Annotated in this window: 21 protein-coding genes and 1 pseudogene; 13 read left to right on the top strand and 9 right to left on the bottom strand. The window is 76.9% G+C overall.

All coding sequences use genetic code 11. The annotated features are described in order from the left end of the window. Positions 1 to 54: 54 nt before the first annotated feature. The 6 genes and pseudogenes from ACU616_RS07895 to ACU616_RS07870 all read left to right on the top strand — a co-directional run. A pseudogene (locus ACU616_RS07895) lies at positions 55 to 795 on the top strand (MCP four helix bundle domain-containing protein); the annotation flags it as partial. 242 nt (positions 796 to 1,037) lie between these two features. Next, positions 1,038 to 1,658, top strand: a complete 621-nt coding sequence (locus tag ACU616_RS07890) for a methyl-accepting chemotaxis protein (RefSeq protein ID WP_446757923.1) — start codon at positions 1,038 to 1,040, stop codon at positions 1,656 to 1,658. Between the two features lie 184 nt (positions 1,659 to 1,842). Continuing rightward, positions 1,843 to 3,573: a 5,6-dimethylbenzimidazole synthase gene (gene bluB / locus ACU616_RS07885; protein WP_446757922.1), complete on the top strand. Its 1,731-nt coding sequence runs from the start codon at positions 1,843 to 1,845 to the stop codon at positions 3,571 to 3,573. Positions 3,574 to 3,618: 45 nt separating this feature from the next. Then, the gene (pgm, locus tag ACU616_RS07880) at positions 3,619 to 5,253 is read left to right on the top strand and encodes a phosphoglucomutase (alpha-D-glucose-1,6-bisphosphate-dependent) (RefSeq protein WP_446757921.1); all 1,635 of its coding nucleotides are present in this window, start codon (positions 3,619 to 3,621) and stop codon (positions 5,251 to 5,253) included. A 64-nt stretch (positions 5,254 to 5,317) separates the two neighbouring features. After that, the gene (locus ACU616_RS07875; RefSeq protein WP_446757920.1) at positions 5,318 to 6,433 is read left to right on the top strand and encodes a M20 family metallopeptidase; all 1,116 of its coding nucleotides are present in this window, start codon (positions 5,318 to 5,320) and stop codon (positions 6,431 to 6,433) included. Positions 6,434 to 6,625: 192 nt separating this feature from the next. Beyond that, positions 6,626 to 6,763 carry a hypothetical protein gene (locus ACU616_RS07870; protein ID WP_446757919.1) on the top strand — a complete coding sequence of 46 codons (138 nt, stop codon included), beginning with the start codon at positions 6,626 to 6,628 and terminating at the stop codon, positions 6,761 to 6,763. Between the two features lie 28 nt (positions 6,764 to 6,791). On the opposite strand, the gene ACU616_RS07865 is transcribed toward ACU616_RS07870, so the two are convergent. Further along, positions 6,792 to 7,682, bottom strand: coding sequence for a diguanylate cyclase domain-containing protein (locus ACU616_RS07865; RefSeq protein WP_446757918.1), 891 nt, complete (start codon positions 7,680 to 7,682; stop codon positions 6,792 to 6,794). A gap of 153 nt (positions 7,683 to 7,835) precedes the next feature. Here ACU616_RS07865 and ACU616_RS07860 point away from each other — a divergent pair, with 153 nt between their 5' ends. Continuing rightward, positions 7,836 to 8,780, top strand: coding sequence for a hydroxymethylglutaryl-CoA lyase (locus ACU616_RS07860; RefSeq protein WP_446757917.1), 945 nt, complete (start codon positions 7,836 to 7,838; stop codon positions 8,778 to 8,780). Beyond that, complete coding sequence (locus ACU616_RS07855) at positions 8,777 to 9,283, top strand: flavin reductase family protein (protein ID WP_446757916.1); 507 nt, start codon at positions 8,777 to 8,779, stop codon at positions 9,281 to 9,283. Before ACU616_RS07860 ends, ACU616_RS07855 begins: the two co-directional genes overlap by 4 nt. A gap of 77 nt (positions 9,284 to 9,360) precedes the next feature. Here ACU616_RS07855 and ACU616_RS07850 read toward each other — a convergent pair whose 3' ends face one another. Beyond that, positions 9,361 to 11,712 carry a SpoIIE family protein phosphatase gene (locus ACU616_RS07850; protein WP_446757915.1) on the bottom strand — a complete coding sequence of 784 codons (2,352 nt, stop codon included), beginning with the start codon at positions 11,710 to 11,712 and terminating at the stop codon, positions 9,361 to 9,363. Between the two features lie 163 nt (positions 11,713 to 11,875). On the opposite strand from ACU616_RS07850, the gene ACU616_RS07845 reads away from it, so the two are divergent. Beyond that, the gene (locus ACU616_RS07845) at positions 11,876 to 12,733 is read left to right on the top strand and encodes a hypothetical protein (protein ID WP_446757914.1); all 858 of its coding nucleotides are present in this window, start codon (positions 11,876 to 11,878) and stop codon (positions 12,731 to 12,733) included. A 37-nt stretch (positions 12,734 to 12,770) separates the two neighbouring features. Here ACU616_RS07845 and ACU616_RS07840 read toward each other — a convergent pair whose 3' ends face one another. Continuing rightward, the gene (locus ACU616_RS07840; protein WP_446757913.1) at positions 12,771 to 13,184 is read right to left on the bottom strand and encodes a hypothetical protein; all 414 of its coding nucleotides are present in this window, start codon (positions 13,182 to 13,184) and stop codon (positions 12,771 to 12,773) included. Beyond that, positions 13,177 to 13,542, bottom strand: a complete 366-nt coding sequence (locus tag ACU616_RS07835) for a hypothetical protein (RefSeq protein WP_446757912.1) — start codon at positions 13,540 to 13,542, stop codon at positions 13,177 to 13,179. Before ACU616_RS07835 ends, ACU616_RS07840 begins: the two co-directional genes overlap by 8 nt. 60 nt (positions 13,543 to 13,602) lie before the next feature. Here ACU616_RS07835 and ACU616_RS07830 point away from each other — a divergent pair, with 60 nt between their 5' ends. Beyond that, on the top strand, positions 13,603 to 14,421 hold the full coding sequence (locus tag ACU616_RS07830) for a PaaX family transcriptional regulator C-terminal domain-containing protein (protein ID WP_446757911.1): 819 nt from the start codon (positions 13,603 to 13,605) through the stop codon (positions 14,419 to 14,421). A gap of 58 nt (positions 14,422 to 14,479) precedes the next feature. Here ACU616_RS07830 and ACU616_RS07825 read toward each other — a convergent pair whose 3' ends face one another. From ACU616_RS07825 to ACU616_RS07810, 4 genes are read right to left on the bottom strand one after another with little or no spacing between them, the layout of a single operon-like run. Next, complete coding sequence (locus ACU616_RS07825) at positions 14,480 to 15,472, bottom strand: aldo/keto reductase (RefSeq protein WP_446757910.1); 993 nt, start codon at positions 15,470 to 15,472, stop codon at positions 14,480 to 14,482. 56 nt (positions 15,473 to 15,528) lie between these two features. Continuing rightward, a complete protein-coding gene (locus ACU616_RS07820; protein WP_446757909.1) occupies positions 15,529 to 16,359 on the bottom strand; it encodes an ABC transporter ATP-binding protein in 831 nt (276 codons plus the stop codon). Next, a complete protein-coding gene (locus ACU616_RS07815) occupies positions 16,356 to 17,438 on the bottom strand; it encodes a FecCD family ABC transporter permease (protein WP_446757908.1) in 1,083 nt (360 codons plus the stop codon). Before ACU616_RS07815 ends, ACU616_RS07820 begins: the two co-directional genes overlap by 4 nt. Further along, complete coding sequence (locus ACU616_RS07810) at positions 17,435 to 18,430, bottom strand: FecCD family ABC transporter permease (RefSeq protein ID WP_446757907.1); 996 nt, start codon at positions 18,428 to 18,430, stop codon at positions 17,435 to 17,437. Before ACU616_RS07810 ends, ACU616_RS07815 begins: the two co-directional genes overlap by 4 nt. 103 nt (positions 18,431 to 18,533) lie before the next feature. Between ACU616_RS07810 and ACU616_RS07805 the strand changes: the two genes are divergently transcribed. Next, positions 18,534 to 19,496, top strand: coding sequence for an ABC transporter substrate-binding protein (locus tag ACU616_RS07805; protein ID WP_446757906.1), 963 nt, complete (start codon positions 18,534 to 18,536; stop codon positions 19,494 to 19,496). A gap of 76 nt (positions 19,497 to 19,572) precedes the next feature. On the opposite strand, the gene ACU616_RS07800 is transcribed toward ACU616_RS07805, so the two are convergent. After that, positions 19,573 to 20,244 (bottom strand): hypothetical protein, encoded by a 672-nt coding sequence (locus tag ACU616_RS07800; protein WP_446757905.1) that lies wholly within the window; start codon positions 20,242 to 20,244, stop codon positions 19,573 to 19,575. 161 nt (positions 20,245 to 20,405) lie between these two features. On the opposite strand from ACU616_RS07800, the gene ACU616_RS07795 reads away from it, so the two are divergent. Both ACU616_RS07795 and ngg read left to right on the top strand, forming a co-directional pair. Continuing rightward, complete coding sequence (locus tag ACU616_RS07795; RefSeq protein WP_446757904.1) at positions 20,406 to 22,187, top strand: N-acetylglutaminylglutamine amidotransferase; 1,782 nt, start codon at positions 20,406 to 20,408, stop codon at positions 22,185 to 22,187. A gap of 12 nt (positions 22,188 to 22,199) precedes the next feature. Continuing rightward, the gene (gene ngg / locus ACU616_RS07790; protein WP_446757903.1) at positions 22,200 to 23,963 is read left to right on the top strand and encodes an N-acetylglutaminylglutamine synthetase; all 1,764 of its coding nucleotides are present in this window, start codon (positions 22,200 to 22,202) and stop codon (positions 23,961 to 23,963) included. Positions 23,964 to 24,015 lie beyond the last annotated feature (52 nt).

Genomic DNA, 24,015 nt, shown 5'->3' with positions numbered 1-24,015 from the left:
ACGCCAGCGGTCGAAACCCGGAGGGCTGCTGTCATCCCGCTCCCAAGGTGCCCCGTGCGGCTGTCCGCCTCCTCCGTCCTGCTCTCCCTGCCGCTGCGCGTCAAGGTGCTCACCGCCGTCGCCGTGGCCTGCGTCGTGGCGCTCGTCGTCGGGCTGCTCGCCCTGACGCAGCTGGCCGCGCTCGCCGAGCGCAGTGAGCAGGTGCACGACGAGGCGCTCGTGCCGTCGGTGCAGCTGGCCGAGATCCGGCGGGCCTTCCTACAGACGCGGGTCGACGCCCTCGCCGACGAGGTGCTGCCCAAGGGCGCCGAGGACGTCGAGCACCAGGCCTACCTCGCCGACGTCGAGACCATGGACGCCGCCGTGGCCGCCTACGCCGGCGGCAGCACCCTGACCGACGCCCAGCGGGAGGACGTCGACGTCCTCACCGAGTCGTGGCAGACCTACGAGCAGATCGTCGGCGGCGACCTGCTCGTCCTGGCCCACACCCCCGGCCGGATGCAGGACTTCCTGACCCTGCGGACCACCCAGGTCAAGCCCGCGGCCGTCGCCCTCAACGAGGCGCTGACCCGGCTGGAGGAGGCCGAGCGGGCCAACGCCGCCACCATCGCCGACGCGCAGGCCACCTACGAGCACGCCCGCACGCGGGTCTGGGTGGTCCTGGGCCTCGGCCTGGCCGCCGCCCTGGCGCTGGGCTGGTTCGTCGCCCGGCTCGTCGTCCGCCCGGTGACCGCCGTCCGCGACGGCCTGGTCGCGATGGCCGCCGGTGACCTCACCACCCGGGTGGAGGTCTCCGGCAGCGACGAGGTCGGCCAGATGGCCGGCGCCCTCAACGAGGCCGCGCAGAGCCTGCGCACCACCGTCGCCTCGACGGCCGAGTCCGCCGCCGCCCTCGCCACCGCCGCCCGCGCCTCAGCGGCTCCTCGGAGGTCATCGCCGGCAGCGCCGAGGAGGCCGCGGCCCAGGCCGGGGCCGTCGCCGCGGCCGCCGAGCAGATCTCCTCCAACGTGCGGACCGTCGCCTCCGGGTCGGAGGAGATGGGCGCCTCCATCAACGAGATCGCCCAGAACGCCTCCGAGGCCGCCCGCGTCGCCGGGTCCGCCGTCCAGGCCGCCGAGCAGACCACCCGGACCGTCGCCAAGCTGGGCGCCTCCTCCCAGCAGATCGGCGAGGTCGTCAAGACCATCACCTCGATCGCCGAGCAGACCAACCTGCTGGCCCTCAACGCCACCATCGAGGCCGCCCGCGCCGGTGAGGCCGGCAAGGGCTTCGCGGTCGTCGCCAACGAGGTCAAGGAGCTGGCCCAGGAGACGGCGAAGGCCACCGAGGACATCGCCCGCCGGGTCGACGCCATCCAGGCCGACACCGCCGGCGCGACCACCGCGATCAGCGGGATCGCCGCGATCATCGGCCAGATCAACGACTTCCAGCTCACCATCGCCTCGGCGGTGGAGGAGCAGGGCGCGACGACGGCCGAGATGAACCGCAGCGTCGCCGAGGCCGCCACCGGCAGCGGCCGCATCGCCGGGACGATCAGCGGCGTCGCCCAGGCCGCGTCGGCCACCGCCGCCGGCGTCGCACGCACCCGCACGGCGGCCGAGGAGCTGGCCCGCATGTCCGGCGGGCTGCAGGAGCTGGTGCAGCGCTTCCGCTACTGACCCGACCGCCGGGCACATCCGCGGACGTGCCCGGCGGCGGGCGGCGGCGGGGACGACGGGCGTCGCGGACCATCCACGGGGAGGTCCGCGGCGCCCGTCGGCGTTCCCGGGTCCCTGGCTAGAGTCGGTCCCCGGCCCGGCCCGGAGCCGGGCCCGGTTCCAGCGGCGGACGGGAGGAGAGCCGATGACGGCGCCCTCCCCCGGGTGGCCGCGGCCGGTGCCGCTGGTCGGTGACGCGACCTCGGCGGCGCAGCGCGCCGGAGACCCCGCCGGCTGGGCCATGCCCCAGGCCCGGGACGGCCTCTACGCCGTGGTCGCCGCCCGCCGCGACGTCCGCCGCTACCGCCCCGACCCGGTGCCCGACGACGTCCTGCAGCGGGTGCTGGCCGCCGGGCACGCCGCGCCGTCGGTCGGGCACAGCCAGCCGTGGCGCTTCGTCGTCGTCCGCGACCCCGCCACGCGCGACCGGGCCGCCGTCCTCACCGACCGCGAGCGGCTGCGGCAGGCCGCGCAGCTCGAGCCCGACGCGGCCCGCCGGCTGCTGGACCTGCAGCTCGAGGGCGTGCGCGAGGCGCCCCTGGGGATCGTCGTCTGCTGCGACCGGCGGACGGCGGCGGCCGGCGTGCTCGGGCGGGCCACGTTCCCCGACGCCGACCTGTGGAGCTGCGCGGCGGCGATCCAGAACCTGTGGCTGGCCGCCCGCGCCGAGGGCCTGGGCATGGGCTGGGTGACGCTGTTCCGCCCCGAGGAGCTCGCCGGGCTGGTCGGCCTGCCCGAGGGCGTGGCCACGCTCGGCTGGCTGTGCCTGGGCTGGCCCGACGAGCGCCCGCCCGCGCCCGGCCTGGAGCGGGCCGGCTGGTCGCGGCGGCTGCCGCTGTCGGCCGTCGTCGTCGAGGACCGCTGGCCGGCCGACGACGGCGGCCCGGCCGCTCCCCCGTCGCACCTGCGCGCGCCCGGCCGCGAGGCGGTCGTGGGCACCCGCGACCAGGCCGACCGGCTGCTCACCCCGCCGGGCTCCCTCGGCGTCCTCGACCGCGCGGTGGACCGGGTCGTGGCCCTGGGCCGGGGCGGGGTCACCGGCGGCACGCTCGTCCTCGCCGCCGCCGACCACCCGGTCGCCGGGCTCGGCGTCTCCGCCTACGAGGTCCGGGTCACCCGCGACGTCGCCCGCGCGGCGCTGGCCGGGGTGTCGGTGGGCGCGACCGCCGCCGCCGCGGCCGGGCTGGCGACCGTCGTCGTCGACGCTGGGGTGGCCGGCGACCCGCTGCCCGGCGCGGTCGACGCCCGCCCGGCCGGCCCCCGCGGCGACCTCGCCTCCTCCCCCGCCCTGACCGCGGCCGACGTGACACGGCTGCTGGACGCCGGGCGGGCCCTGGGCGCCGCCCAGCCCGGGCTCACCGCCCTCGGCGAGGCCGGCGTCGGCAACACCACCGTCGCCGCGGCGCTGACCGCCGGGCTGCTCGGCGCCGACCCCGCGGAGGTGACCGGCCTCGGCGCGGGCGCCGACAGCGACGTGCTCGAGCGCAAGCGCGCCGTGGTCGCCGCCGCCGTGGCCCGCGCCGGCGGCGGGCTGGACCCCGCCCGCGCGCTCGCCGAGCTCGGCGGCCCGGAGCTGGCCGTGCTCGCCGGTGTGGTGCTCGGCGCCGCGGGGGCCGGCACCGCCGTGGTGCTCGACGGGTTCGCCGTCTCGGTGGCCGCGCTGGCCGCCGTCCTGCTCGAACCCGGGGCCCAGGCCTGCCTGGTCGCCGGGCAGCGCAGCCGCGAGCGCGGGCACGACCTGGTGCTGCAGGCGCTGGGGCTGGAGCCGCTGCTGGACCTGCGGCTGCGGGCCGGGGAGGGCGCCGGCGCCGCGCTGGCCACCGGGCTGCTGCTCGACGGCCTGCGGGTGCGCCGGTCCACCGCCCGGGTGGGGTGAGGCCCGGGTCGCCACCCGCGGTGGTGCCGGGCCAGGATCGACGCCGTGACCGATCCCCGTGCCGGCCAGCCCGCGACCCCCGCCGACCTGGTCGACGTCGCCTCGCTGGTGACCGCCTACTACACGCTGGTGCCCGACCCGGCCGACGCCGGGCAGCGGGTGTCGTTCGGGACCTCCGGGCACCGGGGGTCCTCGTTCGACACCGCGTTCAACGAGGCGCACATCCTGGCCACCACGCAGGCCATCTGCGAGTACCGGGCGCAGCAGGGGTACGACGGCCCGCTGTTCCTCGGCCGCGACACCCACGCGCTGTCCGAGCCGGCCTGGGCCAGCGCGCTGGAGGTGCTGGCCGCCAACGACGTCACCGTGCTCGTCGACGCCGCCGGCCGGTACACGCCCACCCCGGCGGTCAGCCACGCGATCCTCACCGCCAACCGCGGGCGTTCCACGGGGCTGGCCGACGGCATCGTCGTCACCCCGTCGCACAACCCGCCCCGCGACGGCGGGTTCAAGTACAACCCGCCCTCGGGCGGCCCGGCCGACACCGACGCCACGACGGTCATCGCCGACCGGGCCAACGAGCTGCTCGCGGCGGGGCTCGACGGCGTCCGGCGGGTGCCGTTCCCCCGGGCGCACGCCGCGGCGCAGCGGTACGACTTCGTGGGCACCTACGTCGACGACCTGCCGGCCGTGCTCGACCTCGACGCCGTCCGCGACGCCGGCGTGCGGATCGGCGCCGACCCGCTGGGCGGCGCGTCGGTGGACTACTGGGCGGCGATCGCCGAGCGGCACCGCCTCGACCTCACCGTGGTGAACCCGCTGGTCGACCCCACGTGGCGGTTCATGACGCTGGACTGGGACGGCAAGATCCGGATGGACTGCTCGTCGCCGTCGGCGATGGCCTCGCTGATCGGTCGCCGTGAGGAGTTCCAGGTCGCCACCGGCAACGACGCCGACGCCGACCGGCACGGCATCGTCACCCCCGACGCCGGGCTGATGAACCCCAACCACTTCCTCGCCGTCGCCATCTCCTACCTCTTCGCGCACCGGCCGCAGTGGGGCGCCGACGTCGCCGTCGGCAAGACGCTGGTGTCCTCCTCGCTCATCGACCGCGTCGTCGAGGGGCTGGGCCGGCGCCTGGTGGAGGTGCCGGTCGGCTTCAAGTGGTTCGTGCCCGGCCTGCTCGACGGCACGGTGGGCTTCGGCGGCGAGGAGTCGGCCGGGGCGTCGTTCCTGCGTCGCGACGGCGCGGTGTGGACGACGGACAAGGACGGCGTCCTGCTAGCCCTGCTGGCCAGCGAGATCCAGGCGGTCACCGGCAGCTCGCCGGCGCAGCTGCACGCCGAGCTGGTCGCGCGGTACGGGGAGTCGGCCTACGCCCGGGTCGACGCCCCGGCGACGCGAGCGGAGAAGGCGGCGCTGGGCAAGCTGTCGCCGTCCGACGTCAGCGCCACCGAGCTGGCCGGCGAGCCGATCACCGCGAAGCTGACCGAGGCGCCGGGCAACGGGGCCTCGCTCGGCGGCCTCAAGGTGGTCACCGAGAACGCCTGGTTCGCCGCCCGGCCCTCGGGCACCGAGGACGTCTACAAGGTCTACGCCGAGTCGTTCAAGGGCCCCGACCACCTCGCCCGCGTGCAGGAGGAGGCTCGCGCCGTCGTTGGCGCCGCGCTCGGCGGCTGAGCCGGGCGGGCGCCCGGGGAGTCGCCCGCGTGCCGCCTCCGGGGTGCCGGAGCACGATCGGGGGATGACGACCGCCGGACCTGCCCTGGACACGACCGCCCTGGTGCGCGAGCTGGTCGGCCGCACCACCGTCTCCGGCGACGCCGCGGCCCAGCAGGACCTCCTCGGCGTCCTCACCGAGGTGCTGCAGGGGCGGTCCCCGCACCTGCTGGTCACCGAGGGCCGCGACCCCGACCACCCGTGGCGGCTGCTGCGGACACCCGCCGACCCCGGCCGGGGGCAGCTGCTGCTGGCCTGCCACGTCGACACCGTCCCGGTGCCCGACGCCGGCGCGTGGGCGAGGGACCCCTTCGGCGCCGAGCTCGACGGGGGCCGGGTCTGGGGGCGCGGCGGCAGCGACATGAAGGCCGGGGTGGTCGCCGCCGTCGCCGCCCTCGCGGCCGCCGACCCGCAGACGCCGGTCGCCCTGCTGCTCACTAGCGACGAGGAGGTCGGGTCGAGGGGCGCCGCCGCGGCCGCGGCCGCCGTGGCCGACCTGCCGGTCGGTGCGGTGGTCGTCCCCGAGGCCACCGGCAACCAGGTCGTGCTCGGCCACAAGGGCGCCCTGTGGCTCGCCGTCCGCACCGCCGGGCGGGCCGCGCACGGCAGCACCCCCGAGCGCGGGCACAACGCGGTGCTCGACCTGGCCGCCGTCCTCGCCCGGGCCGGCTCCGCCCTGCCCTTCCGCACCCACCCGTTCCTCGGCACCGAGACCTGGAACCCCGGCGTCGTCTCCGGCGGCACGGTCCCCAACGTCGTCCCCGACCGCGCCGAGGTGGTCGTCGACATGCGCACGGTCACCGAGGGCGGCGACCTGCTGTCGTGGTGGCGCGCGCAGCCGGAGGTGGCCGACGTCGAGGTGCGCGTGGACCTCCCGCCGGTCGGGACGCCGGCCGACGACCCGTGGGTGGCCACCCTGCCCGCGCCGGTCCTCACCACGCCGGCCACCTACTTCACCGACGCCTCGGTGCTGGTCCGGGTGGTCGGCGGCGCCCCGGTCGTCGTCTGGGGCCCGGGTACGCCCGCGGTGATGCACGCGCGGGACGAGTACGTCGAGCTCGCCGAGCTGGAGCAGGCCGCGGCCGCCTTCACCGACGTCGTCGGCCGCTGGGACGGCGGGTCCGGCCCGGACCGGGACTGACCCGTCCGGGCGAGCCACACGGCCCGGTGACGGGGTCGCCGGCAGCCGTACGGGCCGCCGTCCGGGTACGCGCCCCCGCCCGGGTACGGCCTGCCACCCGGACACCGAGCCGGACCGGGCCGGGGCGGCCCCGCGGGCCCGCCCTCGTGGCCCGACGGGCCCGGCCGGCCCGGGGCGGCGCTGACCGCGGCGGTGCTCGGCTTCGTCACCGGTGGCCTGACGGCCCCGGTGTCCCTGTTCTTCCTGGCCGCCGCCCTGCCGCTGCCGGTGCTCACCGCGGTGTTCGCGCGCCTGCCGGCCACGGTCAGCTGGACGTTCACCGGCCGCTGACCCGGCCGGGGTCGGCGGCCGGTGGACCTCACCGGCGGCGGGCCTTGTCGGCGTACATCGCCGCGTCGGCCTCGCGGACCACCGCGTCCTGCGCGTGCTCGGGGTCGCTCCCGCCGTCGATCGAGCCGATGCCGATGCTCAGCCCCACCTCCACGGTCGTCCCGGCGGGGGTGAGGGTGCGCGGCAGCACCTCCCGCAGCCGCGCGGCGAGGTGCTCGGCGTCGGCGCGCTCGGTGTTCTCGCAGACGACGGCGAACTCGTCGCCGCCCAGCCGGGCCGCGGTGTCGCTGGCGCGCAGCACGCCGGTCAGCCGCTCAGCCACCGCCACGAGGACGGCGTCGCCGGTGGGGTGACCGTGCTCGTCGTTGACCGCCTTGAAGCCGTCGAGGTCGAGCACCAGCACGCAGGTCGGCGTGTGCTCGCGGTGGCCCCGCTCGAGCGCGTGCCGCAGCCGGTCGCGGAACAGCAGCCGGTTGGGCAGCCCGGTGAGCGGGTCGTGTGCCGAGAGGTGGAGCAGCCGCGCCTCCAGCGCCTTCCGCTCGGTGACGTCCTCGACCACCATCACCAGGTGCGGGGACCCGTCCTCGGCCGCGCCGTCCACCCACGACGACGTCACCTGGACCGGGACCGTGTCACCGTCGGGGCGCCGCATCCGGGACTCGTGCCGCATCCGGCCGTGGCTCACCTGCAGTTCGCGGCAGGCGGCCGTCGCGCCGGCCAGGTCGTCGGGGTGGGTGAAGGCGAACAGCGTCACGCCCCGCAGCTCCTCCGCGGGGACGCCGAGCAGCTCACCCAGGGCGTCGTTGGCCGCGAGGACCACCCCGCTGGGCGTGGCCAGGGCGACGCCCATGGGCGAGTTCGTGAAGGCGCTGCCGACATCGGCGGGCGGCAGGACGTCCACGGCCTCGCTCTCGAACACGGTCCACTCCGTTCCTCCCCCACCCATGATCCCGAACCCGGGACGGCGCCCCGGTCATCCCTCCATTCCCGCTCGGGTTCCACGTGGAACCTGGCGTCGGGGCAGGATGGGCAGCGGGCGCGGGGATCCGCGCAGGTGACGAGGAGGACAGCCGTGCCGACCGACTTCGACCTGGTGCTCCCGGCGGCCGTCGACGTCCGCGAGGTGGGCATGCGCGACGGCCTGCAGCTGGAGGCGCCGGTCCCGCTGGAGGCCAAGCTCGCCATGCTGGAGGCGCTGGTGGCCACCGGCGTGCGCCGCATCGAGGTGACCTCGTTCGTCTCGCCGAAGGCGGTCCCGGCACTGGCCGACGCCGACCGGGTCGCCGCCGAGCTGTCCCGGTGGCCGGGCGTGCACTGGTCGGCGCTGGTGGCCAACCCCCGCGGCGCGGTCCGCGCGGTCGACGCCGGCCTGGCCGACCTCGAGCTGGTCGTCTCGGCCGCCGACGGCCACAGCCGCGCCAACGCCGGCCGCTCCACCGCCGAGGCGCTCGCCGGCGTCGGGGAGGTCGCGGCCCTCGCGCACGGGGCCGGCGGCTCGCTGGAGCTCGTCGTCGCCACGGCCTGGGACTGCCCGTTCGACGGGCGCACGCCGATCGCGCGCACCGTCGACGTCTGCCGGGCGGCGGTCACCGCCGGCGCCGACGCGCTGTGCCTCGGCGACACCATCGGGACGACGACGCCGGCGCGGGTGGTGCGGCTGCTCGACGCCGTCCGTCGGGCCTGCCCCGGGACGCCGGTGGCCGTCCACTTCCACGACACCCGCGGCACCGGGCAGGCCAACGCCCTGGCCGCCGTGCAGGCCGGCGTGACCCAGCTCGACGCCTCGATCGGCGGGCTCGGCGGGTGCCCGTTCGCGCCCGGCGCCAGCGGCAACATCGCCACCGAGGAGCTCGTCTACTGGCTGGAGGAGTCCGACGTGACGTCCGGGATCGACCTCGACGCACTGCTGGCCGCGGCGCGGGTCACCGAGCAGGCCGTGGGCCACGAGCTGCCGAGCTCGCTGTACCGGGCCGGGGGCCGCTCGGTGCCGCGCGCCGCCGCGGGGAACCCGGCGTGAGCGACGACGGGGCGCGCGAGGCGGTCGACCCGCAGGTCATGCGCGACGTCCTCGGGCACTTCGCCTCCGGCGTCACCGTGGTGACGGCGAGCACCGGCGAGGCTCCGATCGGGTTCACCTGCCAGTCGTTCAGCTCCCTGTCGCTCGACCCGCCGCTGGTGGCGCTGGCGCCCGCGCGCACCTCCAGCACCTGGCCCCGGCTGCGCGACATCGGCCGGTTCTGCGTCAACGTGCTCGCCGAGGACCAGTCGGGGCTCTCGGCGGCCTTCGCCCGCTCGGGCAGCGACAAGTTCGCCGGCGTCCCCTGGCGGCCCAGCCCGCACGGCTCGCCGGTCCTCGACGACGTCGTCGCCTGGATCGACTGCGCGCTGTGGGCCGAGTACGACGGCGGCGACCACACGATCGTCGCCGCCCGCGTGCTCGACCTGGGCGCCGACCCCGACCGCCGGCCCCTGCTTTTCCACCGGGGCCGCTACGGCCTCGCGGAGCACAGCGGCGCCTGACCGCAGCCCCGCCGTCGTTCCCGGCCCCTCTGCTGAGGGCGCCGCGAGCTCGCGAGCGGTGGGGGGCAGAGGGGCCCTCACTCGAAGCGGACGGCGATCAGCGCGACGTCGTCACGGCCGTCGAGGGTGCCGCTGACCGCGGCGTCGCAGAGCACGCGCGGGGAGGCGTCGACCGGCGTCGCCGAGAGCCGCTCGACCAGCGCGGCGATGCCCTGGTCGAGGTCGGAGCCGGGCGTCTCGACCAGGCCGTCGGTGTAGCCGAGGACCGTCGACCCGGCCGGCAGGTCGACGGGGAGGGCGGTCCGCCGCGCGTCGACGTCGACGCCCACGAGCAGGCCGGTGACGCCGTCGATGGGCCGCACCGCTCCGTCCGGCGAGCGCAGCAGCAGCGGCGGGTGCCCGGCGTTGGCCAGCCGCGCCCGCCACGGACCGCCGGGCTCGGCCGGGGGCACGGCGTGCAGGTAGGCCATCGTGGCCAGGGGGGCCACCTGCAGACCCTGCACCAGCCGGTCGATCCGGGTGAGCACGGTGCTGGGGTGCGGGTCGGGGGCGTCCCACAGGCAGGCGCGGATGAGCCCGCGCAGGTGCCCCATCGCCGCCGCGGCCACGATGTCGTGGCCCACGACGTCGCCGACCACCATCCCGACCGACCCGTCGGGCAGCTGCAGCAGGTCGTAGAAGTCCCCGCCGACGTCGGTGGCGGTCGAGGCGCTGACGTAGTGCGCGGCCGCCGTGAGCCCGGGGATGTCGGGCAGGTGCGGCAGCAGGGAGCGCTGCAGCGTGTCGGCGACCGCGTGCTCCTGCTGGTAGAGCCGCACGTTATCCATCACCAGCGCGGCCCGCTGCGCGAGGTCCTCGACCAGGCCGACGTCCTCCGGGGTGAAGGGCCGGTGCGGCGAGGTGCGCACGAGGGTGATCGCCCCGCGGGTGCGGCGGCGCGCGACCATCGGCGCGCTGAGTGCCGACGCCGCGCCCAGCCGTCCGGCGATCTCCCGGGCCACCGGCGAGGCGATGGTGTCGTCGAGGTGGCCGGGCAGTCGCTCGACCAGCACCGTCCGCGACCCGGTGATCGCGCGCTGGCTCGGGGAGCCCACAGGCAGCCGCAGGGCGTGCCCGGCGTCGGAGCGGCGCAGCTCGGTGCGCAGGTGCTCGCGGTCGCGGGAGACCACCTGCTGCACGTCACCGGACTCGTCGACGACGGTCACCACCACCCAGTCGGCCAGCGTCGGCACGCACAGACTGGCCAGCCGGTCGAGCAGGTCGTCGGCGTCGAGCGTGGCGATGAGCGAGCTGGTCGCCTCGGCCATGAGGGCCAGCCGGCCCTGGGCCTCCTCGGCCCCCCGCTGCGCCCGCTCGGCGATCGCCCGGGCCTGCTCGGCCTCCTGCCGGGCGGCCTGCTCGGCGGCGAAGGCGGCCTCGCGCTCGGACTCGACCCGCACCCGCTCGGTGACGTCGGTCTGCACACCGACGAAGCTGACCAGCTCCCCGTCCCCGTCGAAGACCGGGCTGATCGAGAGCTGGTTCCAGAAGGCGGTGCCGTCGCGGCGGTGGTTGAGCAGCGTGACGGTCACCGCCTCGCGGGCGTGCAGCGCCGTCCGGATCGCGGCGACGGCGGCCGGATCGGTGGCCGGGCCCTGCAGGAACCGGCAGTTGCGGCCCACCGACTCCTCGTAGGAGTACCCGGTGATGCGGGTGAAGGAGGGGTTGACCCAGACCAGCGGGTCGTCCGGCTGGCGCGGGTCGGTGATCGTGAAGGCGATGTCGGTGGCGACGACGGCCCGCTCGCGCAGCGCCTGCAGCTCGGCCTCCGCGTCGCCGCGGCCGCTGACGCCCTCGACCTCGAGGAAGACGACCAGCGACAGCTGCTGGGTGCTGCGGGGCTGGGACAGCGGGAAGCCGGTGACCCACAGCAGCCGGTCGCCGCCGTCGGCGCCGGCGTCGGCGTCGCGGGCACGGGCCGGTGACAGGCGGACCGCCTCACCGGTGACCGGCAGCCCCTGCGCCACCAGCGACAGCGGGCCGGTGCTCCGCGCGAGGGGGGCGCCCGCGAGGTCGGTGAGCCCGACGGAGGCGCCCCAGGTGTCGATGTCGACCGGGAGGTGCACGTTGCCGGCCATCTCCACCGCGGCGGTGTTGGCGTAGGTGACCGACCCGGATTCCTGGTCGATGAGGAGGACGGCGACGGGGACGTCGGCGAGCACGGCCGGCAGGGCCGTCGAGGCGTGGCCGTCCTCGCGGGAGACGACGGCGCTGGCGGCACTCACGACACCGGCCTGCCGGTCGCCGTCCCCGGCCGGGGAGGTGGCCTCGGCCACGGCCGCCCGGGTCGCGGCCGGGACGCCGTCCGCGGTGGTGGCCGGGTCGAGCAGGGAGCCGAGGAGGTCGGGAGGAGCCGTCGAGCCCCTGGGCCGCTCCGTCTCCGGTCGCACACAACGAATTTAAACCAGGGGCGCAGGACCGGCGTCCGCCGCTCCCGGGAGGCCACCCGCGGGGCGGTCACCCGCGCGGGTGGGCGGTGCGGCGGGTGTCGCCCAGGTGTGCGACGCGCCCGGGCGGGCACTCCCCCGGAGACGATCTCGGGAGGGAGACGACATGGGACTGCTCGACCGGCTCTTCGGCCGGCGCCGCGCACCGGAGCCCCGCTACGACGGGTACGCGTCGCCACCGCCCCCACCCGCCGCCCGGCAGCGGGCGCCGCTGGACGACCAGCAGGCCATCGAGCGCTACCGCTACCTGCTGCGCACCGCGCCGCCCGACCAGATCGAGCAGGCGCACGCCGAGGCCTTCTCCCAGCTCACCCAGCAGCAGCGGCAGGAGGTGCTCACCCAGCTCGCGGCCGCGGTCCCGGCGTCCGAGCGGCCCCGGGCCGACGACCCGCACACCCTCGCCCGGGTGGCCACCCGCGCCGAGCTGCGCCAGCCCGGGACGCTGGAGCGGGCCTTCGGCGGCGGCTTCGGCGGTGGGGGCTACGGGCCCGGCTACGGCGGCGGGGGCTACGGGCCCGGCTACGGCGGGGGCGGCTACGGCGGGGGCGGCTACGGCTACGGCGGGGGCTACGGCGGGGGCTACGGGCCCCGCATGGGCGGCCTCGGCAGCTCGATCGGCGGCAGCCTGCTCGGCACCGTCGGCGGCCTGGTCATCGGCACCGCGGTGGCCGACGCCCTGTTCGACACCGGCCTGGGCGACGGTGGGCTCTTCGGCGGCGGGGACGAGGAGGCCTACGCGGAGGGGTACGCCGACGGCGCCGACACCGGTGACGGTGGTGGGGACGGCGGCGGTGACTACGCGGCGGCCGACGGTGGCTACGGCGGCGACCCGAACGCCGACTTCGCCGGTGGTGCCGACAGCGGCTACGGCGACGGCGGCGACTACGGAGGCGGCGGCGACTTCGGCGGCGGGGACTTCGGCGGTGGCGACTTCGGCGGGGACTTCGGCGGCGGCGACTTCTGAGGAGTGCGGGCGCCCCGGGTCGGCCCGGTCCGGTTCCTCAGTGCGACGCGGCGCGGGCGGTGCGGCGGAGCCAGAGCAGGCCGAGGACCGGGAGCACCAGCGGCACGAAGCCGTAGCCGCGGCCGTAGGCCGACCACACCGTCTCGTCGGGGAAGGCCGCGCGGTCGGCCAGCGACAGGGTGCCCACCACGAGCACGCCGACCAGTTCCACGGTGATGGCGGCCAGCGCCACCCGGCGTCCGCCGCGCGCCAGCGCCACGGTCGCCACGACGTAGACGGCCGCGGCCAGGGCGGAGAGCAGGTAGGCGACCGGCGCCTCGGAGAAGCGGGTGCTCAGCTGGACGGCCGCCCGGGCCCCGGCGGCCAGGGCGAAGAGCGCGTAGACGGCGACCAGCACCCGCCCGGGCCCGGCCGCCGTCCCGCCGGGTGCCGTGCCGGCCGGCTCACGCACCGGGGGCCTCCCACAGCTGCACCAGCCGCCAGATCATCACAGCGGTGACCAGGCCGGTCACGGCCAGCACGGTGCCCGCCCAGCGGCTGGGCTCGGTGCGCGACCAGAGCACCCCGGCCACCGGCAGCAGCACGACGCCGGCGAGGTAGCCGACGAAGGTCGCCGTCTCCGGCGGCCGCTGACCGCCGGCCAGCGCGACCGTGGCGACGACGGCCTGCACGACCAGCAGCACCTCGAGGACGGCGGCGCCGGCCAGGTGCAGCAGGCCGATCCGCCGGCGGGCGAGCGTCGAGGCCAGGCCGGCGAGCGCCACGAGGACGGCGACCGTCGTCGCGGACCAGGCGAGGGTGGCGTTCATCGCCGACCATGATCCCGCGCCTGCGGGCAGAGCCGGCGGACACGGGGTAGTGAGGGGGGCATGACCGTCCGCGACCTGCTGGTCGACCTCTGTGCGGAGCACCTGGACGGCGTGACCGGTGACCCGGTACCGCTGCAGGCGCTGGTCCAGCTGCTCGCCGCCTGCGGAGTCGCCGAGCCCAGCACCCGGGTCGCCGTGACCGCCCTGCGGCGCTCGGGCTGGCTGACGGCGGTGCGCCGCGGACGGGAGACGCTGTGCGTGCCGGCGGCCGGACTGCGGGAGGCGGTCGCCGCGCAGCGGGAGCGGGTCGAGCGCCGGCTCGCGCCGTGGGACGGGCAGTGGCGGATGGTCGTCTACTCCGTCCCGGAGACCGACCGGACCGCCCGCGAGCGCGTCCGGCGGGGGCTGGCACGGGCCGGGTTCGGCCCGCTCGCCCCGGCCACCTGGGTCTCCCCGCACTCCTCGGCCCTCGACGAGGTGCGCGCCGAGCTCGCCGGTGAGCGGACCTCCCGGCTCGACCTGCTGACCGCCTCGGTCGCCGACCCCCGGCTGACCGACCGCGAGCTGGCCGCCCGCTGCTGGGACCTCCCCCGGCTGGCCGCCGGCTGGACCCGGGTGCTCGAGCGGCTGCGGGGGGCGGGCACGTCCGACGGTCCGGCCGCCCTCGGCCTGCACCTGCGGCTGCGCGCCGAGACCCGGGCGGTGCTCGCCGGCGACCCGCTGCTGCCCGCGGCCCTGCAGCCGCCCGGCTGGCCCGCCCGCGACGTCCGCGACGCATGGGCCGACACCGGCGCCCGGCTGGCCGCCGCGGCCCGCGCGCACGTGGCCGACGTCCTCGGCCTCGCCGTCCCCGTGCCCCCCCGCGCCGCCGTCGCCTGACGGCCCCCGTGCAGGGGCCCGCCGCGAGCGGGCGAGCGGTGGGGGGCACGGTGGCCCTTCATCGGTGCACGGTGGACATGTCGGGGTAGCGGTCGCCGGCCGCGGCACCGACGGGAGCGGCCTCGTCGAGGCGGCGCAGGTCGTCGTCGGTGAGCGCGACGTCGGCCGCCGCGGCGTTCTCCTCCAGCCAGCGCACCCGCTTGGTGCCCGGGATCGGGACGACGGAGGGCCCGCCGTCCCGCGAGCTCTGCGCCATCACCCAGGCCAGCGCCAGCTGCGACGCCGTCACGCCCTTCTCGTCGGCGATCTGGCGCACCCGGTCGACCAGCCGCAGGTTCTGCTCGAACGCCTCGCCCTGGAACCGCGGGTTGTGGCGGCGGAAGTCGTCGGGCGCGAGGTCCTCGACGCTGCGGATCTGCCCGGACAGGAAGCCCCGGCCGATCGGCGAGTAGGCGACGAACCCGATGCCGAGCTCCGCGCACGTCGCCAGGACGCCGTTCTCCTCGGGGTCGCGGCTCCACAGCGAGTACTCGGTCTGCACCGCGGCGACGGGCTGGACGGCGTGCGCGCGGCGGATGGTCTCCGGCGCGGCCTCGGAGATGCCCGCGTACCGGATCTTGCCGGCCTCGACCAGCTCGCGGAGCGCGCCCCAGGTGTCCTCGACGGGGACCGTCGTGTCCACCCGGTGCTGGTAGTAGAGGTCGATGACGTCGACGCCGAGGCGCTGCAGGGAGGCGTCGCACGCCTGCCGCACGTAGTCGGGCCTCCCGTTGATGCCCCGGGAGGAGCCGTCCTCGCCGCGCTCGTTGCCGAACTTGGTGGCCAGCACCACCTCCTCGCGGCGCCCGGCGATCGCCGTGCCGACCAGCCGCTCGTTGGTGAACGGGCCGTACATGTCGGCGGTGTCGAGGAAGGTGACGCCGAGGTCGAGCGCGCGGTGGATGGTGCGCTCGGCCTCCGCCTGGTCCCCTGTGCCGTAGAACTCGCTCATCCCCATGCAGCCCAGCCCCATGGCCGGGACGGACAGCGGGCCCAGTGTGCGTGTCTGCATGCCGCCGCTCCTGCCCCGGGCCGGTCGTGCCCAACCGGCCGGCGGTGCTCGACCGGCTAGCAGTCCCCCACCCGCCGGACCGGGCAGACCACCGGCGTCCCCGACGTCGGGTCCCGCAGCACGGCCGCCTCGACGCCGTAAAGCTCGCGCACCAGGCCGGCGGTGACGACGTCGGCCGGCGGCCCCTCGGCGACGACCCGGCCCGCGCGCATCGCCACCAGGTGGTCGGCGTGCCGGCAGGCGGTGGACAGGTCGTGCAGGACCAGGACGACGGTGCGCCCCTGCGCGGCGAGGTCGTGCACCAGGTCCAGGACCTCGAGCTGGTGGCCGAGGTCGAGGGCGGAGGTCGGCTCGTCGAGCAGCACCACCGCCGTCTCCTGGGCCACCACCATCGCGATCCAGGCCCGTTGCCGCTGGCCGCCGGAGAGGGTGTCCAGCGGCCGGTCGGCGAGGTCGAGCAGGTCGGCGGCGGTCAGTGCCCGGTGCACCGCGGCGGCGTCGTCGGGTGACCACTGCCGCAGCAGCCCCTGGTGCGGGTGCCGGCCGTAGCGGACCAGGTCGCGGACGGTCAGCCCGTCGGGCGCCTCGGCCTGCTGCGGCAGCAGCCCAATCCGCCGGGCGGTGTCCCGCGGGCGCAGCGTCGCGAGGTCCCGCCCGTCGAGCAGCACCGCGCCGCCCTGCGGGCCGTGCACGCGGGCCAGCGCCCCGAGCAGGGTGGACTTGCCGCAGCCGTTGGGTCCGACGATCGCCGTCACCCGGCCGGGCGGGAGCCGCAGGTCCAGGGCGTGGACGACGCGGGTGCCGTCGTAGCCGAGGTCCAGGCGCTCGGTGGCCAGGTCGGCGGTCTCGACCGCGGGCTCGGCGCCCGGTGCCTCCAGCAGGCTCACGGCATCCTCCTCGTGCGGGTGGTCAGCAGCAGCCACAGCAGGTAGGGCCCTCCGACGACGGCGGTGACCAGGCCGGCGGGCAGCTCCAGCGGCGCGGCCACCGTGCGCCCGAGCAGGTCGGCCAGCAGCACCACCAGCGCGCCGGCCAGTGCCGTCCCGACCACCGGCACCCCCCGCGGCCCCGCCGCCCTGCGGGCGATCTCCGGCGCCAGCAGGGCCACCAGCCCGAGCGGGCCGGCGGTGGCCACGGCCAGCCCGGCGGTGACGACCGCGGTGGCGATCACGGCCAGCCGGATCCGGCCCACCCGGGAGCCGAGCCCGATCACCACGGGGTCGGCCAGCCGCAGCAGCCGCAGCCGGCGGCCGAGCACGACCGCCACCGGCAGCGCCACGGCCAGCGCGACCCCGAGCACCGTGACCGAGGTGGCCGACCGGCTGTTGAGGCTGCCGATGGTCCAGGGGAACGCCGCGTTGGCGTCGTCGATCGCGGCACGGGCGAGCATCAGCTGGGTGAGGGCGCCCAGGGCGGCCCCCACGCCGAGCCCGACGACGAGGAAGCGGTACCCGCGGGAGCCCGCCCCGCCGGCCAGCCCGATCGCCAGCGCCGCCGCGGTGGCCGAGCCGACGAGCGCGAAGGCCGAGGGCGTGACGCTCGTCGACACCGCGACCACGCTGGCCACCGCGAACGCGGTCGCGCCGTCGTTGAGGCCGACGGTGTCGGGGGTGGCCAGCCGGTTGCGGGCCAGGGTCTGCAGCAGCACGCCGGCGGTGCCGAGTGCGGCCCCCACGGCCAGCCCGGCGGCGACCCGGGGCAGCCGCAGCCGCTGCACCAGCAGCACGTCGCGGGCCTCGCCGATCCCGAGCACCGCCGGCAGGGTGCGGCCCACCGGCACCGACGCGGTGCCGGTGGCCAGGGCCGCGGCCGCCGTGACGAGCACCAGGACCGCGAGCACGGCCGCGGCGAGGAACGCGCGGCGGTCGACCAGCAGCGAGCGTCCGCCGGCGGCGAGCAGCCAGGTCCCCGGCGGCGCGGCGCGGGGGACGGGTGCGGCGACGGTGCGGGCGGGGGCCGCGGTCACAGCGCCGGCATCCGGGTCGAGCGGACGACGGCCACCAGCACCGGCGCGCCGACGAGCGCCGTCACCACGCCCAGCGGCATCTCGTACGGGCGCACCAGCAGCCGCGAGGCGACGTCGGCGACGAGCACGACGGCCGGTCCCAGCAGGACCGCCACGGCCAGCACCCGCCGCAGGTCCGGGCCGACCAGGGCGCGGGCCAGGAACGGCACGACCAGCCCGACGAAGGCGATCGGCCCGGCGGCGGCCACCGCTCCCCCGACCAGCAGCGCGACCGCCGTCATCGCGACCCCGCGGGTGCGTGCCGGGCGGTGCCCGAGGCCCCGGGCCACCGTGTCCCCCAGGGCCAGGGCCGACAGCGGCCGGGCGGCCAGCAGCGCCAGCAGCAGGCCCGCGGCCAGCACCGGGCCCACCTGGGCCAGCGTGCCGAGGTCGCGGCCGGCCACCGAGCCGACGGTCCAGAAGCGCACCTCGTCGGCGGTCCGCTGGTCGAGCACCAGCAGGACGGACGTGGCCGCGCCGAGCAGCCCCGACAGCGCCGCACCGGCCAGCACCAGCCGCACCGGGTCGTCACCGGTGCCGCGCAGCCGGGCGGCGCCGAGCGCGAGCAGGCACCCCGCCCCCGCTCCGGCGACGGCGACCCACGGGCCCAGGGCCGCCGCACTGGCGCCGGACGCGATCACCAGCACGACGGCGAAGGAGGCCCCGGCGCTGACACCGAGCAGGCCCGGCTCGGCCAGCGGGTTGCGGGCGGCGGTCTGCAGGACGGCGCCGGCCACCCCGAGGGCGGTGCCGACCGCGACGGCGACCAGGGTCCGGGGCACCCGCAGCTGCAGGACGGCGAAGGACGCGTCGCCGTCGCCCGCGCCGGCCAGCACGGCCAGCGCCCGGGTGGGCCCGACCTCGCCCGCGCCGAGCAGCAGGCTGGCCAGGGCCGCCAGACCGAGTGCCGCTGCGGCGGGCAGCACTCCGCGCAGCACGAGGCGGTGGTCCACGGCGCTCCTCCCCCCGGCCCGCCCCTGCGGAGCCGTACTTAGGGCAGGCTAACCTACGGCTCGGTGCCGACCGACGGCGCCGTCCGATCCGTGGAGGAACCCCGTGAACCACCTGCCCGTGGCCCGCCGGAGCCCGGTCCTGCCCACCGCGGCGATGGCCGCCGCCGCCCTCGTCCTCTCCGCCTGCGGCGGCGGGTCCTCCGCGTCGTCCTCGTCGTCCTCGTCGTCGGGAGCGGCGGACACCGCCGTCGGCACCGCCTTCGGCGACGTGACCGTGCCGGGGGACCCCGAGCGGGTGGTCACCCTGGCGGAGTCCGCCCTCGACGTGTCCCTCGCCGTGGGGGTCACCCCGGTCGGCACGACGGCCAGCCGGGGCGGCGACTCCGCGCCGGCCTACCTCGGGGACGCGGCAGCCGGCATCCCGATCGTCGCCACGGTGAACGAGCCGAACCTGGAGGCGATCCTGGAGGCGCAGCCCGACGTCATCCTCGCCTCGGCGGGCATGGCGCAGGACCGGTACGACGCGCTGACGGCCATCGCGCCCACCGTGGTGCCCGAGGCGAGCACCGGCGGCGACTGGCAGGCCCCGCTGCGCACCTACGCCGAGGCCCTCGGTGCCGACGACGAGCTGACCACCGCGCTCGGCGACGTCACCAGCCGCGCCGAGGCGCTGGCCGAGGCGGGCTCGCTCGAGGGCAGCGCCGCCGTCCTGCGGTGGATGGCCACCGGCCCGGTGCTCATGAACTCCGCGCTCATGCCCGGCTCGCTGCTGCAGACGGCCGGCGCCACCCCGGTGGAGGCGGCCGACCTCGGCACCCGGCCGCACAGCGACCCGCTGTCGCTGGAGAACCTGGCCCAGGTCGACGCCGGCCGGCTCTTCCTCGCCGCCTTCGGTGCTGACGGCACCGGCGCGCTCGAGGCCGCCCGCTCGCAGCCGGCCTTCACCCAGCTCGCCGCCGTGCAGAACGGCACGACCACCGAGGTCGACGGCTCGGTGTGGAGCAGCGCCTCCGGCCCGATCGCGGCCGACCTCGTCATGGACGACATCGAGGCCGCCGTCTCCTGAGCCGCCGCCGGGGTCCCGGGCGCGCTCCCCGGGACGCCGGCCGGGCCGCGGTGAGTGCCGGGCGGCCGGGTGCGGCCTACGCCCAGCGGGCCAGCGCCGTGCTGGTCCCGGGTGCCACCACGGTGAACCCCGCGTCGACGATCTCGACCGGGGCCGTCGACCGCAGCCGCGACCACCGCGGGGCGGGCGGGTGCTCCACGACCACCGGGAAGCCGGCGCCCGTCCAGGCGGCCAGTCGCTGCGCCGGCATCCGCGCGGCGGTCAGCTGGGCGGCGTGCCCGCAGGCCGCGGCGGCCTTGCCCAGCGGGAGGAACGGCTCCGGGCAGAGCGACACCACGACCGGGCCGCCCGGCACCGGGTCGACCGCCGGGCGCGCGTCCGGGTCGTCGAGCTCGCTGCCGGACAGCTGCAGCCTCGCGACCTCCGGGGGGATCTCGTCGGTCGCGGTCGGCACGAGCGCGCGGACCTCGGCGCCGGCCACCTCCGCGGTGACGCCGGGCAGCGCCAGCACCCGCTCCCAGGCCACTCCCCGGGCCCGCCGGCAGTGCTTGCGGGTCCGCCCGTCGGTCCACCGCCGGACCGGCGCGGCCCACTCGCCGCCGGGCCGCGTCCGGTCGTCGGCGAGCAACCGGACGACCGCGACGGCCGCGGCCTCGCAGACGGCGGTCCGGGTCGGCGGCGCGCCCCTCTCGACGCGCGCGACCAGCTGCAGGGCCCAGGGGGCCTGTCCCTCCGGGTCGGCGTGCACGCCGCCACCCTGCCGACCGGGTGACGGCACGCGCCGCCGGGGGAGCCTCGCCGGTCCACCCGGGCCGCCCCGGTTCCACGTGGAACCGGGCCGTGTTACGTCCGTGGAACGAATCCCCCGAGGCGTCGCGGGAGCCGCCCCCGTGGGGTTGGATCGAACCCATGTGCGGCCTCTCCGGCGAGATCAGGTTCGACGGCTCCCTGGCCGACACCACCGCGGTGGCGCGGATGGTCGAGGCGCTGGTCCCCCGCGGGCCGGACGGCGAGGGCCACTGGAGCTCCGGCCGGGTGGCGTTCGGCCACCGGCGGCTGTCGGTCATCGACCTCTCGGCCAGCGGCTCCCAGCCGATGGTCGACAGCGAGCTCGGCCTCGAGGCGGTCTTCAACGGCTGCATCTACGACTACCAGGAGCTGCGCGCCGAGCTCGAGGGCCACGGCTACCGCTTCTTCTCCACCAGCGACACCGAGGTCCTGCTCAAGGGCTACCACCACTGGGGCGTCGACTTCGTCGACCACCTGCACGGCATGTTCGTCGTCGTCATCCACGAGCGCGACACCGGCCGGGTGGTCATGGCCCGCGACCGGCTGGGCATCAAGCCGCTCTACCTGTCCGAGACGCCGGGGCGGCTCCGGTTCGCCTCCTCACTGCCGGCCCTGCTGCGCGCCGGCGACGTCGACACCTCCATCGACCCGGTCGCGCTGCACCACTACCTGACCTGGCACGCCGTCGTCCCGGCGCCGCGCACGCTGCTCAACGGCGTCCGCAAGCTGCCGCCGGCCACCGTCCGCGTGATCGAGGCCGACGGCACGAGCACCGAGCGCCGCTACTGGGAGCCCACCTACGAGCGGCGCGCCGAGCACGAGGGCTGGTCGAACCGCGACTGGGAGGACGCGATCGAGGAGGCGCTGCGGGTCGCCGTCCGCCGTCGCCTCGTCTCCGACATCCCCGTGGGCGTGCTGCTCTCCGGCGGCCTGGACTCCAGCCTCATCGTGGGGCTGCTCGCCCAGGAGGGGCAGACCGGGCTGGCCACCTACTCCATCGGCTTCGAGACCGTCGGCGGGCACGCGGGCGACGAGTTCCGCTACTCCGACGTGATCGCCGAGCGGTTCGGGACCGACCACCACCGCATCCGGGTGTCCTCCGACGAGCTGGCCGCCGCGCTCGGCCACGCCATCGGCGCCATGGCCGAGCCGATGGTCAGCCACGACGTCGTCGCCTTCGACCTGCTCTCCGAGCGGGTGAGCCAGTCGATCCGCGTCGTGCAGTCCGGGCAGGGCGCCGACGAGGTGTTCGCCGGCTACCACTGGTACCCCCCGCTGGCCGACGTCGACCGCGAGGAGGCCGTCGAGCGCTACGCGGCGGCGTTCTTCGACCGCGGCGCCGACGACATGCGCGCGCTGGTCGGCGAGCGCTACGCCCTCGACGGCGACCCGAGCCTGGACTTCGTCCGCGACCACATGTCCCGGGCCGGTGCGCAGACCGCCGTCGACGCCGCCCTGCGCCTCGACAGCGAGGTCATGCTCGTCGACGACCCGGTCAAGCGGGTGGACAACATGTCCATGGCGTGGGGCCTGGAGGCGCGGGTGCCCTTCCTCGACCACGACCTGGTCGAGCTCGCCGCCCGGTGCCCGCCGGAGCTCAAGCTCGCCGACGGCGGCAAGGGCGTGCTCAAGGCGATCGGCCGCCGGATCATCCCGCCGGAGGTCATCGACCGCCCCAAGGGCTACTTCCCGGTGCCGGCGATCACCCACCTCGAGGGCAAGGTGCTCGGCCTGGTGAAGGACGCGCTCTCCAGCGAGGCGGCGCGCGAACGGGCGCTGTTCCGGCCCGAGTACGTGGACCGGCTGTTCGCCGACCCCAACGGGGAGCTCACCCCGCTGCGCGGCAACAAGCTGTGGCAGCTCGGGCTGCTAGAGCTCTGGCTGCAGAACCACGGGGTCTGAGGAGGGCGCCCCGTGGTACCGCCCCGGCTCGCCGGACTGCGCCGCCGTCCCCCGTCGGCGTCGCCGACGCCCGACCTGACCCGGCGCAGCTGGCAGGAGCCCTCCGAGCACCAGCTGGAGGGGATGGACACCGACGTCGTGCTCGACCTGGCGTGGGGCCGGCTGGTCTTCGGCCAGACCTTCGCCGAGATGCGGCACATCCTCGACGCGCTCCGGGCGGAGGGGGCCGGCCAGCGCGACATCTGCATCTACGCGCGCGACCCGCACGTGCTCGTCGGCCTGGCCCCCGACGAGCTGTTCATCGACCCCTCCTACACCTACCGGCTCGACCTCTACCGCTACCGCTCCCGGCCCGAGCTGATCCGCGGCGTCTTCGTCCGCACGGTGACCGCGCTGGACGACATGGTGGCGATCAACGAGATCTACGCCCGCAACGGCATGGTGACCGGCGACCCGGAGACCATGTGGGCCAACCACCGCACCCGCAGCTTCACCTACCTGGTCGCCGAGGACACCCGCACCGGCCGGGTCGTCGGCACGGTCACCGGCGTCGACCACGTCCTCGCCTACGGCGACCCGGAGGGCGGCACCAGCCTGTGGTGCCTGGCCGTCGACGCGCAGAGCGCCCCGCCCGGCACCGGGGAGGCGCTGGTGCGGGTGCTGGCCGAGCGCTACGTCGGCCGCGGCCGCTCCTACGTCGACCTCTCGGTCATGCACGACAACAGCGGGGCGATCGCGCTCTACCGCAAGCTCGGCTTCGTGCGCGCCCCGGTGCTGTGCGTCAAGCGGAAGAACCCCATCAACACGCCGCTGTTCGCCGCCCGCCCGCCGGGTCTGGACGAGCTCAACCCCTACGCGCGGATCGTCGCCGACGAGGCGCTGCGCCGCGGCATCCGCGTGGAGGTGACCGACGCGGAGTTCGGCGAGCTGCGGCTCTCCCTCGGGGGCCGGCGGGTGCTCACCCGCGAGTCGCTCTCGGAGTTCACCACCGCCGTGGCGATGAGCCGCTGCGACGACAAGCGGGTGACCCGGCGCATCGTGGCCGACGCCGGCGTCGCCGTGCCCCGCGGCGCCACCGTGCCCGAGGACGACCTCGCCCCGGCGCGGGACCTGCTGGCCGCGTGCGGTGAGCTGGTGGTCAAGCCCGCCCGCGGCGAGCAGGGCAAGGGCATCACCGTCGGCATCACGACCGGGGAGGAACTCGAGCGGGCGGTGTCGGCGGCGCGGCTGTTCTGCCCCGACGTGCTCGTCGAGGAGCTCGTGGTCGGCGAGGACCTGCGCGTGGTGGTCATCGACCACGAGGTCGTCGCGGCCGCGGTGCGCCGGCCGGCCGAGGTGGTCGGCGACGGCCGCCGCACGGTCACCCAGCTGGTCCGCGAGACCAGCCGGCGGCGCGAGCGGGCGACCGGCGGGGAGTCGCGGATCCCGCTGGACGACGTCACGACCGACGTCGTCCGGGCGGCCGGTCACGCCATGGATGACGTCCTGGCCGACGGCGAGCGGCTGCGCGTGCGGCGGACGGCGAACCTGCACACCGGCGGCACCATCGAGGACGTCACCGACCGCCTGCACCCCGCGATCGGGCAGGCCGCGGTGCGGGCCAGCCGGGCGATCGGCATCCCGGTCACCGGCATCGACTTCCTGGTGCCCGACGTCACCGGTCCCCACGCGGTGTTCGTCGAGGCCAACGAGCGGCCGGGGCTGGCCAACCACGAGCCGCAGCCGACCGCGGCCCGCTTCGTCGACCTGCTCTTCCCCGAGACCCGCCGCCGCTGACGGGGCCGGGCGATGATCAGGGGACCTGGTCATCGCGTGTCCTCCCCGACGG

This window comes from Geodermatophilus sp. URMC 62 (genome assembly GCF_052931475.1).
Note: the sequence above shows the minus strand (reverse complement) of the source record. Positions and strands in the feature narration are given on the sequence as shown.